Origin of the sequence: Pseudomonas sp. 22082 (genome assembly GCF_052046055.1) — a bacterium.
GTDB lineage: Bacteria > Pseudomonadota > Gammaproteobacteria > Pseudomonadales > Pseudomonadaceae > Aquipseudomonas > Aquipseudomonas pharyngis.
In genome coordinates this window covers 51,582-67,706 of record NZ_JBQEQB010000017.1, presented here as the reverse complement: position 1 = coordinate 67,706, position 16,125 = coordinate 51,582, and the positions used below count along the sequence as shown (strand labels likewise).

General features: G+C 58.9%; 13 protein-coding genes. 4 read left to right on the top strand and 9 right to left on the bottom strand.

Annotation, left to right across the window (positions count from 1 at the left end; translation table 11 throughout):
* Positions 1-32: 32 nt before the first annotated feature.
* The 9 genes from bamA to rpsB form a co-directional block, all read right to left on the bottom strand.
* On the bottom strand, positions 33-2,423 hold the full coding sequence (gene bamA, locus ACTJK9_RS19600; RefSeq protein WP_039769675.1) for an outer membrane protein assembly factor BamA: 2,391 nt from the start codon (positions 2,421-2,423) through the stop codon (positions 33-35).
* A 74-nt stretch (positions 2,424-2,497) separates the two neighbouring features.
* The gene (gene rseP / locus ACTJK9_RS19595) at positions 2,498-3,850 is read right to left on the bottom strand and encodes a sigma E protease regulator RseP (RefSeq protein ID WP_221398808.1); all 1,353 of its coding nucleotides are present in this window, start codon (positions 3,848-3,850) and stop codon (positions 2,498-2,500) included.
* Between the two features lie 53 nt (positions 3,851-3,903).
* Positions 3,904-5,094 (bottom strand): 1-deoxy-D-xylulose-5-phosphate reductoisomerase, encoded by a 1,191-nt coding sequence (ispC, locus tag ACTJK9_RS19590; protein WP_085647793.1) that lies wholly within the window; start codon positions 5,092-5,094, stop codon positions 3,904-3,906.
* Positions 5,091-5,897 carry a phosphatidate cytidylyltransferase gene (locus ACTJK9_RS19585; protein ID WP_064593785.1) on the bottom strand — a complete coding sequence of 269 codons (807 nt, stop codon included), beginning with the start codon at positions 5,895-5,897 and terminating at the stop codon, positions 5,091-5,093. Before ACTJK9_RS19585 ends, ispC begins: the two co-directional genes overlap by 4 nt.
* The gene (gene uppS, locus ACTJK9_RS19580; protein ID WP_007954779.1) at positions 5,897-6,652 is read right to left on the bottom strand and encodes a polyprenyl diphosphate synthase; all 756 of its coding nucleotides are present in this window, start codon (positions 6,650-6,652) and stop codon (positions 5,897-5,899) included. Before uppS ends, ACTJK9_RS19585 begins: the two co-directional genes overlap by 1 nt.
* Positions 6,653-6,666: 14 nt before the next feature.
* Positions 6,667-7,224, bottom strand: a complete 558-nt coding sequence (frr, locus tag ACTJK9_RS19575) for a ribosome recycling factor (protein ID WP_011332684.1) — start codon at positions 7,222-7,224, stop codon at positions 6,667-6,669.
* Positions 7,221-7,964, bottom strand: coding sequence for a UMP kinase (gene pyrH, locus ACTJK9_RS19570; protein ID WP_011332683.1), 744 nt, complete (start codon positions 7,962-7,964; stop codon positions 7,221-7,223). Before pyrH ends, frr begins: the two co-directional genes overlap by 4 nt.
* 211 nt (positions 7,965-8,175) lie before the next feature.
* Positions 8,176-9,039, bottom strand: coding sequence for a translation elongation factor Ts (gene tsf / locus ACTJK9_RS19565; protein ID WP_064593783.1), 864 nt, complete (start codon positions 9,037-9,039; stop codon positions 8,176-8,178).
* 190 nt (positions 9,040-9,229) lie between these two features.
* Positions 9,230-9,967 carry a 30S ribosomal protein S2 gene (rpsB, locus tag ACTJK9_RS19560; protein ID WP_008052780.1) on the bottom strand — a complete coding sequence of 246 codons (738 nt, stop codon included), beginning with the start codon at positions 9,965-9,967 and terminating at the stop codon, positions 9,230-9,232.
* Positions 9,968-10,341: 374 nt separating this feature from the next.
* On the opposite strand from rpsB, the gene map reads away from it, so the two are divergent.
* The 4 genes from map (at position 10,342) to ACTJK9_RS19540 (ending at position 16,012) form a co-directional block, all read left to right on the top strand.
* A complete protein-coding gene (gene map, locus ACTJK9_RS19555) occupies positions 10,342-11,124 on the top strand; it encodes a type I methionyl aminopeptidase (RefSeq protein WP_039769663.1) in 783 nt (260 codons plus the stop codon).
* Between the two features lie 40 nt (positions 11,125-11,164).
* Complete coding sequence (locus tag ACTJK9_RS19550; protein WP_440815580.1) at positions 11,165-13,867, top strand: [protein-PII] uridylyltransferase; 2,703 nt, start codon at positions 11,165-11,167, stop codon at positions 13,865-13,867.
* A gap of 43 nt (positions 13,868-13,910) precedes the next feature.
* On the top strand, positions 13,911-15,110 hold the full coding sequence (dapC, locus tag ACTJK9_RS19545; RefSeq protein ID WP_440815576.1) for a succinyldiaminopimelate transaminase: 1,200 nt from the start codon (positions 13,911-13,913) through the stop codon (positions 15,108-15,110).
* Positions 15,111-15,277: 167 nt separating this feature from the next.
* Positions 15,278-16,012, top strand: coding sequence for a peptidase M12 (locus ACTJK9_RS19540; protein ID WP_085612288.1), 735 nt, complete (start codon positions 15,278-15,280; stop codon positions 16,010-16,012).
* The last annotated feature ends 113 nt before the right edge of the window (positions 16,013-16,125 follow it).

The following is a 16,125-nucleotide window of genomic DNA, read 5'->3' as shown; positions in this document are numbered from 1 at the left end:
AAAATCCATTGTCGTTGTCTTGGGTCAGACGCTTAGAACGTCTGGCCCAGGGAGAATTGGAACACTTGAGTTTCAGCTTCATCCGGTTTCTTGATCGGCATCGCCAGTGCAAAGCTCAGCGGGCCCAGTGCGGTGACCCAGGTCACGCCGACACCGACGGAGCTGGCCATGTTGCTCAGACTGATGTCGTTGCATTGGGTGGCAGAAGTCGAGCCGACAGTCGCGTTGGTAGTCTTCTCGCACTTGGAGTCAAATACGTTACCCACGTCCCAGAATACCGAAGTACGCAGCGAACGCTGATCCTTGACGAATGGCAGCGGGAACAACACCTCGACACCACCCTGGATCAACACGTTGCCACCGAACGGCAGCGGATCCTGATCCGGGTCACGCAACGTACCGGCGTTACCGGTCACACCGGCGCCACGACTAGGGGTACTGCGTGGACCCAGCGTGCTGTCTTTAAAGCCGCGGACCGAGTTGAAACCACCAGCATAGTAGTTTTCATAGAACGGCAAGCCGTCGGTCGAACCGTAACCATCGCCATAGCCCAGCTCGGTGTGCAGGCGCATGGTGTAGTTCTCGCTCAAAGGCTGGAACAACTGGCCACGGTAATCGAGCTTGAAGAACGACAGATCGCTGCCTGGAATGGTGGTTTCCAGGGTCAGGCTCTGGGAACGACCACGGGTTGGCAGAACACCTTTGTTCAGGGTCGACTCGGACCAGCCCGCCGAAGCCTTGAAGTTCAGGTAGTTGTCGCCTTCACGCTTAACGAAGTCGAAAATCTCGTCAACGGTGTACTGACCGGTCTTGATCTTGTCCTGCTGAGCAGACAGACCGAAGGTCAGACGCGAAGTCTCGCTGATCGGGTAGCCCACGTTCACGCCGGCACCCAGGCTGTCTACCGCATAGCTCGCTACGTCGACGTCGAGGTCTTTGTAGTCGGTGGTGCGGTAGAACGCGTTGTAACCCAGGCTCACGCCATCGGCGGTCCAGTAGGGGTCAACGTAGCCGAAGTTGTAGCGGCTCTGGTATTCGCTGCGGGTCAGGCCGACGCTGACGCGGTTACCGGTACCGAGGAAGTTGTTCTGGGTGATCGAACCACCGAGGATCAGACCGGCACTTTGGGCGAAACCGACGCTGGCGGTGATCGAACCGGAAGCCTGCTCTTCCACGCTGTAGTTCACGTCAACCTGGTCGTCGACACCTGGCACGGCCGGGGTCTCGACGTTGACCTCTTTAAAGAAGCCCAGACGCTCCAGACGGGTCTTGGACTGGTCGATCAGGTAGGTCGAAGCCCAGCCACCTTCCATCTGACGCATTTCACGGCGCAGCACTTCGTCCTCGGACTTGGTGTTGCCACGGAAGTTGATGCGGTTGACGTAGGCACGCTTGCCCGGATCGACAGCGAACAGGATATCGACGGTGTGATCTTCATCGTGCGGTTGTGGCACGCCGTTGACGTTGGCGAAGGTGTAACCCTCGTTACCCAGACGACGGGTGATCAGTTCGGAAGTGGTGGTCATCAGCTTGCGCGAGAACACCTGACCTTTCTGCACCAGCAACAGCGACTTGACCTGGTCCTCAGGGACTTTCAGGTCACCGCTGAGCTTGACGTCACGAACGGTGTACTTCTCGCCTTCGTTGACGTTGACGGTGATGTAGACGTGCTTCTTGTCCGGGGTGATGGACACTTGGGTCGAAGCGATATCCATGTTGATATAGCCACGGTCCAGGTAGTAGGAACGCAGACGCTCCAGGTCACCGGACAGTTTTTCACGGGCATACTTGTCGTCGTTCTTGAAGAACGACAGCCAGTTGGTGGTTTTCAGTTCGAATAGGTCGGTCAGGTCTTCCTCGGGGAAAACCGTGTTGCCCACCACGTTGATGTGCTGAATGGCGGCGACGGTGCCTTCGTTGATCTTCACTTTCAGGCCGACGCGGTTGCGCGGCTGCGAGACCACTTCGGTATCGACGGTAGCCGAGTAACGACCTTGTGCAACGTATTGACGTTGCAGCTCGTTACGCACGCCTTCGAGGGTCGCGCGCTGGAAGATCTCGCCTTCGGCCAGACCGGACTGCTTGAGGCCTTTCATCAGGTCTTCGGTGGAGATCGCCTTGTTGCCTTCGATCTCGATGCTGGCGACCGAGGGACGCTCGACGACAGTGATCACCAGAACGTTGCCTTCGCGGCCCAGCTGGATATCTTGAAAGAAACCGGTTTTGAACAGCGCACGAGTGGATTCCACCAGGCGACGATCATCCGCCTGCTCGCCGACGTTCAACGGCAAGGCACCAAAGACGCTACCCGCGGAGACCCGCTGGAGGCCATTGACGCGAATATCAGAGATAGTGAAGGACTCGGCGTGAACTTCGGCGATCATCAATACGGTGAGAACCGCAGTTAGCAGCAGACGTTTCATGAAGTCCTTTCTTATTCCAACTGGCAATAAACAAACTGCCGCAAAATGCGGCAGATTCGCAATTCAGCGAAGCGTTACAGACGACCCAGATCGTTGACCAGAGCAAGCAACATCACCCCGACCACCAAGCTGATACCGATCTGTATCCCCCAACCTTGCACCCGATCCGACAAGGGACGACCACGCGCCCACTCGATCAGATAAAACAACAAATGCCCCCCATCCAGTACAGGAATGGGCAGCAAATTCAGAACCCCCAGGCTAATACTCAGATAAGCAAGGAAATTCAGGAAATCAGCGACGCCCGACTGGGCAGAAGCGCCCGCCACTTTAGCAATGGTTATCGGTCCACTCAAGTTTTTTACCGAGAGCTCGCCGAAGAGCATTTTCTTCAGTGAATCCAGCGTCAGTACGCTCATGGTCCAGGTACGACGGGCACCCTCGCCAATCGCCGCCAAAGGCCCGTAGCTGACCTCGCGAATCATTTCCGGCGGCCAGTCGACAGCCTTCACGCCCGCCCCAAGGTAACCGCTTGGAGACTTTTTATCGCCACGCGCAGCCAATGTCACAGGGACGTCGATTTGAACACCGTCGCGCTCGACGCGCAGCACGATTTTGGTATCAGGACGCGTACGAACGGTATCGACCACCTGCTGCCAGTCATCCAGCGCCTTGCCATCAAGCGTCAACAGACGATCACCGGTTTTCAGCCCTGCCGCCTGGGCCGGACCTTTCGGATCGAGCTCGGCCAGCACTGGCGGTAACGCGGGACGCCAAGGACGAATACCGAGGGAGCGAATCGGGTCCGGCTCGTCAGCCCCTTTGAGCCATTTATCGAGCGCCAGCTCACGAGGTGAGTCAGCCGTGGAGCCAGGCTCGCGCACCATCAATTGCAGTGAGCCGCTTTCCCCCAGGCGTCGCACCAACTGCAGGTTGACCGCAGCCCAGCCCGAGGTCGGCTCTCCGTCGATGGCGACGATCTCCTGACCGGCGCTCAGCCCAGCCGTTGCGGCGATGCTGCCGGACTCCACCGAACCGATGACCGGGCGAATCTGCTCGCTACCGAGCATGGCCAACACCCAGAAGAACACCAGCGCGAGCAGGAAGTTGGCCACAGGGCCGGCCGCGACGATGGCGATACGCTGACGAACAGACTTGCGATTGAATGACTGATGAAGCTGATCGGCCGGCACTTCGCCTTCGCGCTCGTCGAGCATCTTGACGTAGCCACCCAGCGGAATCGCGGCGACTACGAACTCCGTACCCTGCTTGTCGTGCCAGCGCAGCAGCGGCATGCCGAAGCCAACGGAGAAACGCAGAACCTTGACGCCACAGCGACGCGCGACCCAGAAGTGGCCGAATTCGTGAAAGGTGACCAGCACACCCAGAGCGATCAGGGTGCCGGCAATCATATAGAGCGCGCTCATCTACTTTCTCCGCAATCCTGTCCAGTGCCGCGTGAAGCCATGTATTGCAAGACCTATCGGCCGTGACGACTCAACCACTGCCCGGCCAATGTCCGGGCGGTTGCATCAGCGGCGAACACCGCATCGAGATCATCCAGCGCCACCACAGGCTCGAGATTCAAGACTTCCTCGATGATACTCGCGATTTCCAGGTAGCGAACCCGTCCGTCGAGAAACGCGGCAACCGCCACTTCATTCGCCGCGTTGAGCATGGCCGGGGCACTGTTTCCCGCCTCGGCGGCCTGCCGCGCCAGGCGCAGGCACGGGAAACGCTCCTCGTCGGGAGCTTCGAAATCCAGGCGCGCCACAGCGAACAGATCCAGCGGCGCCACGCCCGAATCAATGCGCTCTGGCCAAGCCAGGGCGTTGGCAATCGGCGTGCGCATATCGGGATTGCCCAACTGCGCCAGCACCGAGCCGTCCACATAATCGACCAGCGAGTGAATCACGCTCTGCGGATGAATCACCACTTCGACTTGCGATGGCTTGGCATCGAACAACCAGCAGGCCTCGATCAGTTCGAGCCCCTTGTTCATCATGCTGGCCGAATCCACCGAAATCTTGCGCCCCATGGACCAGTTCGGGTGCGCACAGGCCTGATCCGGTGAAACATGCGCCAGTTCGGCCATCGGCGTTTGGCGAAACGGACCACCGGAAGCCGTCAGCAAAATCCGACGGACCCCAACGTTACTCAGCCCGCGAGCATAGTCCTGCGGCATGCACTGAAAAATCGCGTTGTGTTCGCTGTCGATCGGCAACAGGACCGAACCGCTCTTGCGCACCGCCTGCATGAACAAGGCGCCGGACATGACCAGCGCTTCCTTGTTGGCCAGAAGAATCTTCTTGCCCGCCTCGACTGCCGCGAGAGTCGGGCGCAGGCCGGCAGCGCCGACGATGGCGGCCATGACGGCATCCACCTCGGGTGCCGCAGCGACCTGACACAATCCTTCCTCGCCGACCAGCACCTGCGTCGGCAGACCCGCGGCTCGTAAATCATCCTGCAGGTTGCGAGCGGCGCCGACCTCCGGCACTACAGCATATTTAGGAAGATGACGGACACACAGGGCAAACAGTTCGCTCAGGCGGGTAAAACCGCTCAGGGCGAAGGCCTGATAACGCTCCGGATGCCGGGCGATGACATCCAGGGTGCTCAGACCGATCGAACCGGTCGCGCCCAGGACGGTAATCTGCTGTGGGCGACTCACGACGCCGCCATCCACAACAGCACCGCGAATACCGGGATCGCCGCCGTCAGGCTGTCGATGCGATCCAGTACACCACCATGGCCGGGCAGCAGATTACTGCTGTCCTTGATGCCGGACTGGCGTTTGAACATGCTTTCGGTCAGATCGCCCACCACCGAGATGAAGACAATCACCGCCGCACCGATCAAACCCTTGAACAGTTGTGCCACCGTCCAGTCACGGAACAGCGCGACCAACGTAGTGATGACCAGACTTAACGCCAGACCGCCATACACGCCCTCCCAGCTTTTGCCGGGACTGACTTGCGGAGCCAGCTTGCGCTTGCCGAACGCACGACCGGAGAAGTACGCCCCGATATCAGCCCCCCAGACCAGCACCATCACCGCCATGATCAACCAGTTACCGAGCGGGTATTGCTTGATCAGCATCAGCCCTTGCCAGGCAGGCAACAGAATCAGCAAACCGATTACCAGCTTGGCGGCGGCGCTGGACCAATGCTCGCTGGAGCGCGGATACGTCAGCACCAGCCAGGTCGCCAGCACCCACCAGATCACCGACGCGCCCAGCACCCATGGTGCCAGCCCCGGCAGGATGTACATGACGAACAGCATCAGCGCGACCACCGCCGCGTAGCCGACACGGAATGCCTGCGCGGTGAAGCCGGCCAGGCGTGCCCACTCCCAGGCACCCAGACTCACGACCAGCCCGATGAACAGGGCAAAACCGGACCCTTCGAGCAGGAAAAAACCACCCAGGGCGATCGGCAATAGAATCAGTGCAGTGATGATGCGTTGTTTAAGCATTAAACCCGGGCTCCAGCTTCGACCTGCTCACTCGTTTTACCGAAGCGACGCTGGCGCAAAGCGAAATCGGCCAGCGCATTGCGCATGGCTTCGTGTTTGAAGTCCGGCCAGAACAGGTCGGAGAAGTACAACTCGGCGTAGGCCAACTGCCACAAGAGGAAGTTGCTGATGCGATGCTCGCCGCCGGTGCGGATGCACAAATCAGGCAACGGCAGATCACCAGTGACCAGACAGGTCTGCAGCAGATCCGGGGTGATGTCTTCCGGCCGCAAATGCCCGGCCTGAACCTCACGCGCCAGACGCTGTGCCGCTTGCGCAATGTCCCACTGACCGCCGTAGTTGGCAGCGATTTGCAGGATGAAACGGTTGGCACCGGCGGTCATCGCTTCAGCTTCACGCATGGCTGCCTGAAGCTCGGGATGGAACCGCGTGCGATCACCAATGATGCGCAGACTGATGTTGTTGTCGTTCAGGCGCTTGGCCTCACGACGCAACGCCTTGAAGAACAGATCCATCAAGGCGCTCACCTCATCGGCCGGGCGCTGCCAGTTTTCACTGGAAAAAGCGAACAGGGTGAGTACCTCGACCTTGGCCTCGGCACACACCTCGATCACCGCCCGTACAGCATCCACGCCCGCTTTATGCCCGGCGACACCCGGCATGAAGCGTTTTTTCGCCCAGCGATTATTGCCATCCATGATGATCGCGACATGGCGCGGCACCGCGGACGGCGCAGTCTGCTTGGTCTTGTCCATTTAAAACTCGACCCTTATACGGCCATCAGGTCTTTTTCTTTCTCGGCCAGCTTGGCGTCGATTTCAGCCACGAACTTCTTGGTCAGATCGTCGATCTCGCCGGCTGCGCGACGCTCTTCGTCTTCACTGATTTCCTTTTCCTTGACCAGATCCTTCAGGGAGCTGTTGGCATCGCGACGGATGTTGCGCACAGCAACACGAGCGTCTTCAGCCACATCACGCGCCTGCTTGGTGAAACCGCGACGGGTTTCTTCAGTCAGGGCCGGCATGCTGATCAGCAACAACTCACCCAAGTTGGTAGGATTCAGGTTCAGACCTGCACTGCCGATGGCCTTGTCCACGGCACCCAGCATGTTGCGCTCGAACGCAACGACTTGCAGGGTACGGGCATCCTTGACGGTGATGTTGGCCACTTGTTTGATCGGGGTATCAGCGCCGTAGTAAGGCACCATCACGCCTTCCAGGATGCTCGGGTGCGCCTGACCGGTGCGGATACGGCCGAAGTTGTGAGCCAGGGACTCAACGGACTTCGTCATGCGCTCTTTAGCGTCTTTCTTGATTTCGTTGATCATTGTTGGACTTCCTCGATCAGAGTGCCTTCAGCGCCACCATGCACGATGTTCAGCAGGGCGCCCGGCTTGTTCATGTTAAATACGCGCAGCGGCATCTTGTGATCGCGGCACAGGCAGATAGCCGTCAGATCCATTACACCCAGCTTGCGATCCAGTACTTCATCGTATGTCAGATGATCGAACTTCTCGGCATGCGGGTCTTTGAACGGGTCAGCGGTGTAGACGCCATCGACCTTGGTCGCCTTGAGCACGACATCAGCGTCGATTTCAATAGCGCGCAGGCAGGCTGCCGAATCCGTGGTAAAGAACGGATTGCCGGTACCGGCCGCGAAGATCACCACGTCCTTGGAGTTCAGGTGGCGCATGGCCTTGCGACGGTCATAGTGATCGGTTACACCGACCATGGAGATGGCCGACATCACGATGGCGGAGATATTGGCACGTTCCAGCGCGTCGCGCATGGCCAGGGCGTTCATCACAGTGGCCAGCATGCCCATGTGGTCGCCCGTGACCCGATCCATGCCGGCCTTGCTCAGCGCTTCACCGCGGAACAGGTTGCCACCGCCGATCACCAGACCGACCTGAACGCCGATGCCGACCAGTTGGCCGACTTCCAGCGCCATGCGATCGAGCACTTTCGGATCGATCCCGAACTCTTCCGAGCCCATCAGGGCCTCGCCGCTAAGCTTGAGTAGAATGCGTTTATAGCGAGCCTGATAACCACTGCCCTGCTGAGCCATTGCGAATCTCTCCTGCGGCGTATTTTAAAAATTCTTTGCGAGCTGTTTACAGCTGGCGTTCACTCTAGCTTGGCGCTGCTTCAGCGCCATCGGAACATGGCTTTGTAAGTCAGTTCCAAGGGGAAACCAATTAAAAATTGGTAACCCTATCTGAAAAGAGGCTGCGCGCGTGAGCGGGCAGCCTCTTTCGGGCGACAGTTGAAAAACCGTCTTATTGCTTGGCGGCAGCCAGCTGGGCAGCAACTTCTTCAGCGAAGTTGTCGACCGGCTTCTCGATGCCTTCGCCTACTTTGAAGTAGGTGAAGGAAACGATTTCAGCGCCGCCTTTCTTGGCCAGCTCACCAACCTTGATTTCAGGGTTCTTGACGAACGCCTGCTCAACCAGGCTTGCTTCTGCCAGGAACTTGCTGATACGGCCCTTGACCATGTTCTCAACAATGTTTTCTGGCTTGCCTTTGATTTTTTCTTCGTTCAGCTGCAGGAACACAGCCTTTTCACGCTCGATCGCTTCGTCGGAGACTTGCGAAGGCAGCAGGAACTCAGGGTTGCTTGCAGCAACGTGCATTGCGATGTCTTTGGCCAGCTCGACGTCGCCGCCTTTCAGGACAACAGCAACACCGATCTTGTTGCCGTGCAGGTAGGTGCCGACTACGTCGCCTTCTACGCGCACCAGGCGACGGATGTTGACGTTCTCGCCTACTTTGGCAACCAGTGCTTCGCGAGCGGCTTCTTGAGAAGCGATCAGCGGAGCTGCATCGGTCAGCTTGTCAGCGAATGCTTTGTCAACGCTGGCAGCAACGAAGTTTTTGAAGTCGTCCTGCAGAGCCAGGAAGTCGGTCTGCGAGTTGACTTCGATCAGAACGGCAGCCTTGCCGTCGTCCTTGATGGCGATAGCGCCTTCAGCGGCAACGTTGCCAGCTTTCTTGGCAGCCTTGATGGCGCCCGAAGCACGCATGTCATCAATGGCTTTTTCGATGTCGCCGCCAGCCTTTTCCAGGGCTTTCTTGCAATCCATCATGCCTTCGCCGGTACGCTCGCGCAGTTCTTTGACCAACGCTGCAGTAATTGCTGCCATTTTCAAATTCCTCTTGGATAGGTTTTCAACCATTCCACCCGATCGAACGGGCGTTCAATTCTTCCCGAACCTGTTTGTAGCCGCTGCACGTTACAGATGCTGTAGCTGCGCTGCCGACAGATGGTTTTCGAGGTGGCAAAAAGGGGGCCAAGCCCCCTTTTTGCTTACTGAGTCAACGCCAGGGCGTCAATTACTCAGCTGCAGCCTGAGTTTCTTCAGCTGCGAATTCTACAGTACCGCCAGCAACGTTGTTGCGACCGCGGATGACTGCGTCAGCCATCGAACCCATGTACAGCTGGATAGCGCGGATTGCGTCATCGTTGCCTGGGATGATGTAGTCAACGCCTTCCGGGCTGCTGTTGGTATCGACAACGCCGATGACCGGGATGCCCAGCTTGTTGGCTTCGGTGATCGCGATGCGCTCGTGGTCAACGTCGATCACGAACAGTGCGTCTGGCAGACCGCCCATGTCCTTGATGCCGCCCAGGGAACGATCCAGCTTCTCAAGATCGCGAGTGCGCATCAGCGCTTCTTTCTTGGTCAGCTTGGCGAAAGTACCGTCTTCGGCTTGTACTTCAAGGTCACGCAGACGCTTGATGGAAGCACGAATGGTCTTGAAGTTGGTCAGCATGCCGCCCAACCAGCGGTGATCGACGTACGGCGAACCGCAACGTGCTGCTTCTTCAGCAACGATCTTGCCAGCGGAACGCTTGGTGCCGACGAACAGAATCTTGTTTTTGCCCTGGGCCAGACGCTCTACGAAAGTCAGAGCTTCGTTGAACATTGGCAGGGTTTTTTCAAGGTTGATGATGTGAATCTTGTTACGCGCGCCGAAAATGTATTTACCCATTTTCGGATTCCAGTAACGGGTTTGGTGACCGAAGTGCACACCGGCCTTCAGCATATCGCGCATGTTGACTTGGGACATGATAGTTCCTTGATAAGTCGGGTTGGGCCTCCACGTATCCCAATGACCAACCATTGATCCGAGGATCAAAGGCACCCAGGCCATCGTGTCGACACGTGTGTGGGTTAATGCTCCCGGAGCTATCCCCGGAAAGCGGCGCATTTTATACCACAGGGGCGACGCAAACGGAACCCGGAATCTGCAATCGCGTCAGGGACATGCGCGCCAGCCCCTTGGAATCGGGACAATGCGCCGCATTGTATAGAGAGAAGCGATGCACGCAGGCGCGGATTTGCGCCTTTGGTCTGTTAGAATCGCGTTTTTCGGGGCCGCCAAATCAACAGCCGCGCCCCTGTTCGTATCAGCAAGCGCCGTCGAGCGCAGAGAGAGCCTGTATGACCGTCACCCTCAAAACCCCCGAGGACATCGCTGGCATGCGTGTCGCCGGCAAACTGGCCGCCGATGTGCTGGAAATGATTGCCGAGCACGTCAAGCCTGGCGTGACCACCGATGAGCTGAACCAGATCTGCCACGACTACATCGTCAACGTCCAGCAGGCCATCCCTGCCCCGCTCAACTACAAGGGCTACCCGAAGTCGATCTGCACCTCGATCAACCACGTGGTCTGCCACGGCATCCCGAACGACAAGCCGCTGAAAAACGGCGACACCCTGAACATCGACGTCACCGTGATCAAGGACGGCTACCACGGCGACACCAGCCGCATGTTCCACGTTGGCACCGTGCCGGTCTGGGCCGAGCGCCTGTCGCAGGTCACCCAGGAATGCATGTACAAGGCGATCGAAATCGTCAAACCCGGCTGCCGCCTCGGCGACATTGGCGAAATCATCCAGAAACACGCGGAAAAGAACGGTTTCTCGGTGGTTCGCGAATTCTGCGGCCATGGCATCGGCAAGGTGTTCCACGAAGAGCCGCAGATCCTGCACTACGGCCGTGCCGGCACCGGCATGGAACTGAAGGCCGGCATGACCTTCACCATCGAGCCGATGATCAACCAGGGCAAGGCCGACACCAAAGTACTGGGCGACGGCTGGACCGCTATCACCAAGGATCGCAAGCTGTCGGCACAGTGGGAACACACTTTGCTTGTCACCGACACCGGCTACGAGATCTTCACCCTGCGCAGCGACGACACCATCCCGCGCATCTCGGCCTGACCCAGACACCGTTCCCAGCCTATAGAAGGAAAGTCAATCGATGCCGCAGGTGGATCCCGAACTCTTCGACCGCGGCCAGTTCCAGGCTGAACTGGCCCTGAAAGCGAGTCCCATCGCGGCGTTCAAGAAGGCGATCCGCCAGGCCCGCGAGGTGCTCGATGCACGCTTCCGGGCCGGTCGCGACATCCGGCGATTGATCGAAGATCGGGCGTGGTTCGTCGATAACATCCTGCAAAAGGCCTGGGACCAGTTCGACTGGAGCGAAGACGCCGACATCGCGCTGGTCGCGGTCGGCGGCTACGGTCGCGGCGAACTGCACCCTTACTCCGACATCGACCTGCTGATCCTGCTGGACAGCGCCGACCACGAAATCTTCCGCGATTCCATCGAGCGTTTTCTCACCCTGCTGTGGGACATCGGCCTGGAAGTCGGTCAGAGCGTTCGTTCGGTCGACGAATGCGCCGAAGAGGCCCGCGCCGACCTGACAGTGGTCACCAACCTGATGGAAAGCCGCACCATCTGCGGCCCCGAGAGCCTGCGCCAGCGCATGCTCGACGTCACCAGCACCGCACACATGTGGCCGAGCAAGGAGTTCTTCCTGGCCAAGCGCGCCGAGCAGAAGGCTCGCCACCACAAGTACAACGACACCGAATACAACCTGGAACCCAACGTCAAAGGCTCGCCCGGCGGACTACGGGATATTCAGACCATTCTGTGGGTAGCCCGTCGTCAGTACGGCACCCTGAACCTGCGCGCCCTGGCCGGCGAAGGCTTTCTGGTCGAGAGTGAAAACGCCCTGCTGGCGTCCTCTCAGGAATTCCTCTGGAAAGTGCGTTACGCCCTGCACATGCTCGCCGGTCGCTCCGAAGACCGCCTGCTGTTCGATCACCAGCGCACCATCGCCGGGCTGCTGGGTTTTGAAGGCGACGACGCCAAACAGGCCGTCGAAAACTTCATGCAGCAGTATTTCCGGGTGGTGATGAGCATCGCCCAGCTCAGCGACCTGATCATCCAGCACTTCGAGGAAGTCATCCTCGCCCCGGAAGACGAAGCGCCGCCACAGCCGATCAACTCGCGCTTCCAACTGCACGACGGTTACATCGAGGCACGCAACGACAACGTATTCCGCCGCACGCCGTTCGCCATGCTCGAGATCTTCGTGCTGATGGCCCAGCAGCCGGAAATCAAAGGTGTACGCGCCGACACCATTCGTCTGCTGCGGGAAAACCGTCACCTGATCGACGACAACTTTCGCAACGACATCCGCAACACCAGCCTGTTCATCGAGCTGTTCAAGTGCAAGATCGGCATCCACCGCAACCTGCGGCGGATGAACCGTTACGGCATTCTCGGGCGCTATCTGCCGGAATTCGGCTTCATTGTCGGGCAGATGCAGCACGACCTGTTTCACATCTATACGGTCGATGCGCACACGCTGAACCTGATCAAGCACCTGCGCAAATTGCAGTACACCCAGGTGTCGGAGAAATTCCCGCTGGCCGCCAAGCTGATGGCGAAACTGCCCAAGCCTGAACTCATTTATATGGCCGGCCTGTACCACGACATCGGCAAGGGCCGGCATGGTGATCACTCGGAAATTGGTGCCGTGGACGCTGAAGCGTTCTGTCAGCGCCATCAATTGCCGGTGTGGGACAGCCGCCTGATCGTGTGGCTGGTGCAGAACCACCTGGTGATGTCGACCACCGCCCAGCGCAAGGACCTGTCCGACCCGCAGGTGATCCATGACTTCGCGCTGGCGGTCGGTGACGAGACACGTCTCGACTACCTGTACGTGCTGACCGTGGCCGACATCAACGCGACAAACCCGACGCTGTGGAACTCGTGGCGTGCCAGTCTGCTGCGCCAGCTCTACACCGAGACCAAGCGTGCACTGCGCCGCGGCCTGGAGAACCCGGTGGATCGCGAAGAACAGATCCGCCAGACCCAGAGCGCAGCACTGGACATCCTGGTACGCGGCGGCACCGACCCGGATGACGTCGAGCAATTGTGGGCGCAGTTGGGCGACGACTACTTCCTGCGCCACACCGCCGGCGATGTGGCCTGGCACACCGACGCCATTCTCCAGCAACCGGCTGACGGCGGCCCGCTGGTGCTGATCAAGGAAACCACCCAGCGCGAATTCGAGGGCGGCACGCAGATCTTCATCTATGCGCCGGACCAGCACGACTTCTTCGCCGTGACCGTGGCTGCGATGGATCAGCTCAATCTGAACATTCACGACGCCCGGGTCATCACGTCCAGCAGCCAGTTCACCCTCGACACCTACATCGTGCTCGACACCGATGGCGACTCGATCGGCGACAATCCGGTCCGGGTCAAGCAGATTCGCGAGGGACTGACCGAAGCCCTGCGCAACCCGGCCGACTACCCGACGATCATCCAGCGTCGGGTGCCGCGCCAGCTCAAGCATTTTGCGTTCGCCCCGCAGGTGACGATCCACAACGACGCCCAGCGTCCGGTAACCGTACTGGAACTCACTGCGCCGGATCGTCCAGGCCTGCTGGCACGGGTCGGCGGGATTTTCCTCGAGTTCGACCTGTCGCTGCAGAACGCCAAAATCGCCACCTTGGGCGAGCGGGTGGAAGACGTGTTCTTCATCACCGACGCCCACAATCAACCGCTGTCCGACCCGCTGCTGTGCAGCCGTTTGCAGGATGCCATCGTCGAACAGTTGAGCGTCAATCAGGAACCCGATATCAAACTGTCGCGCATCAGCATTTGATTGCGCGCCCGGATTCAACCGCTTTGCACGAGATCCCGCACCGATGAACAACGCTCTGTCCCAGCTTCAGCCCTACCCGTTCGAAAAGCTCCGCGCCCTGCTCGGCAGCGTTACGCCAAACCCGGACAAGCGCCCGATCGCGCTGTCCATCGGCGAACCGAAGCATCGCTCGCCAAGCTTTGTCGCCGAGGCGCTGGCCAACAATCTGGATCAGATGGCGGTGTACCCGACCACCCTCGGCATCCCGGCCCTGCGCGAAGCCATCGCGGCCTGGTGCGAACGTCGTTTCAACGTGCCGAACGGCTGGATCGACCCGGCGCGCAATGTGCTGCCGGTCAACGGCACCCGTGAAGCGCTGTTCGCTTTCACCCAGACCGTGGTCAACCGTGGCGACGACGCACTGGTGGTCAGCCCGAACCCGTTCTATCAGATCTACGAAGGTGCGGCGTTCCTCGCCGGCGCCAAGCCGCACTACCTGCCGTGCCTGGACGAGAACGGCTTCAATCCGGACTTCGATGCGGTATCGCCGGAGATCTGGAGGCGCTGCCAGATCCTGTTCCTGTGCTCGCCGGGCAACCCGACCGGTGCGCTGATTCCGGTCAATGTGCTGAAAAAACTGATCGCCCTGGCCGACGAATACGACTTCGTGATCGCCGCCGACGAGTGCTACAGCGAACTGTACTTCGACGAACAAACCCCGCCGCCGGGCCTGCTCAGTGCCTGCGCAGAACTGGGCCGCCAAGACTTCAAGCGCTGCGTGGTGTTCCACAGCCTGTCCAAGCGCTCGAACCTGCCGGGTCTGCGCTCCGGTTTCGTTGCCGGCGATGCCGACATCCTCAAGGGCTTCCTGCTGTACCGCACCTACCACGGCTGCGCGATGCCGGTTCAGACCCAACTGGCCAGCGTCGCAGCGTGGAATGACGAAGTGCACGTGCGCGCCAACCGTGCGCTGTACCGTGAGAAGTTCGATGCCGTGCTGGCGATCCTCAGCCCGGTGATGGACGTGCAGCGCCCTGATGGCAGCTTTTATCTGTGGCCGAATGTGCAAGGCGACGATGCCGCGTTCTGCCGTGATCTGTTTGCCGAAGAACACGTGACCGTGGTGCCGGGCTCGTACCTGTCGCGCGACGTCGATGGCGTCAATCCGGGCGCCGGGCGCGTGCGGATGGCACTGGTTGCGCCGCTGGCGGAGTGCGTCGAGGCTGCCGAGCGTATTCGCGACTTCGTCCTGCGCCACAAGTAATGTCTGAATGCCCGTGCCGGCCAATCCGGCACGGGTGGTCAAATATCACGTAACACTTCCCTTGTTTTTTGTATCTCATTCCTGTGCCGGCCAGGCGTTAGTCTTGAGTCGCGCCACTCGCTGCGCGTGAACCAACGCCAACTTTAACTTCATGGAAGAAGTGAACAATGAAAGAACTTCTGGATTGCCAACTGATTCAATGGCCTGACGATCAGGCCGCTTACACAGCCGCCATCAGCGAGAATCCGGCAAATGCCGGTACACACAGCGCACCCGGCTCTCGCCGCAAACGCTCCGTGGTCAATTACTCGAAACTCTGGGCAAATGGCCGCACGTTAAAAATCGCATTCATCGATACACCCGACCCAGACCTTAAGGTCGCGATTATCAAGGCAGCCTGTAAATGGCTGCCCTATATCAACCTCAAGTTTGAATTCGTCGACGATCTGAAAGGTGATATCCGCATCGCCACTCGGAACAATAACAACAGTTCGGTGCTCGGCACCGATGCGCTATTGATTCATCCCGACCATCCAACGATGAATCTGGGCGTCAAACCGGAACATGCCGATTTCGAAACCATCGTGGTTCACGAGTTCGGCCATGCGCTGGGGGCCCTGCACGAACATCAGCACCCTCAAGCCAATATTCCGTGGGACAAACCCAAGGTGTACGCGTTTTACCGAAATCGGGAAATGAATCCGCTGACCCGCGAACAGGTCGACCGCAATCTGTTCGCCTCCTTCGATACGCTGGACGCGCTTTATACGAATTACGACAGGCGATCGATCATGCACCATCCCGTATCGAACGATTTGACCATCGGCAACTGGGAAGTCCCGATCAACCGCAAGATCAGTAAAAAAGACAAACAATTGATGAAACTGCTTTATCCGAAATAAATGCCTGCTTCAAAACAACATTCGTCAGGTGCAACGCCTGACGAAACTGGATTGAACACACCCACTTACATCAAACAACTTTCATACTTTCACGATCAACAATAACTTCACCA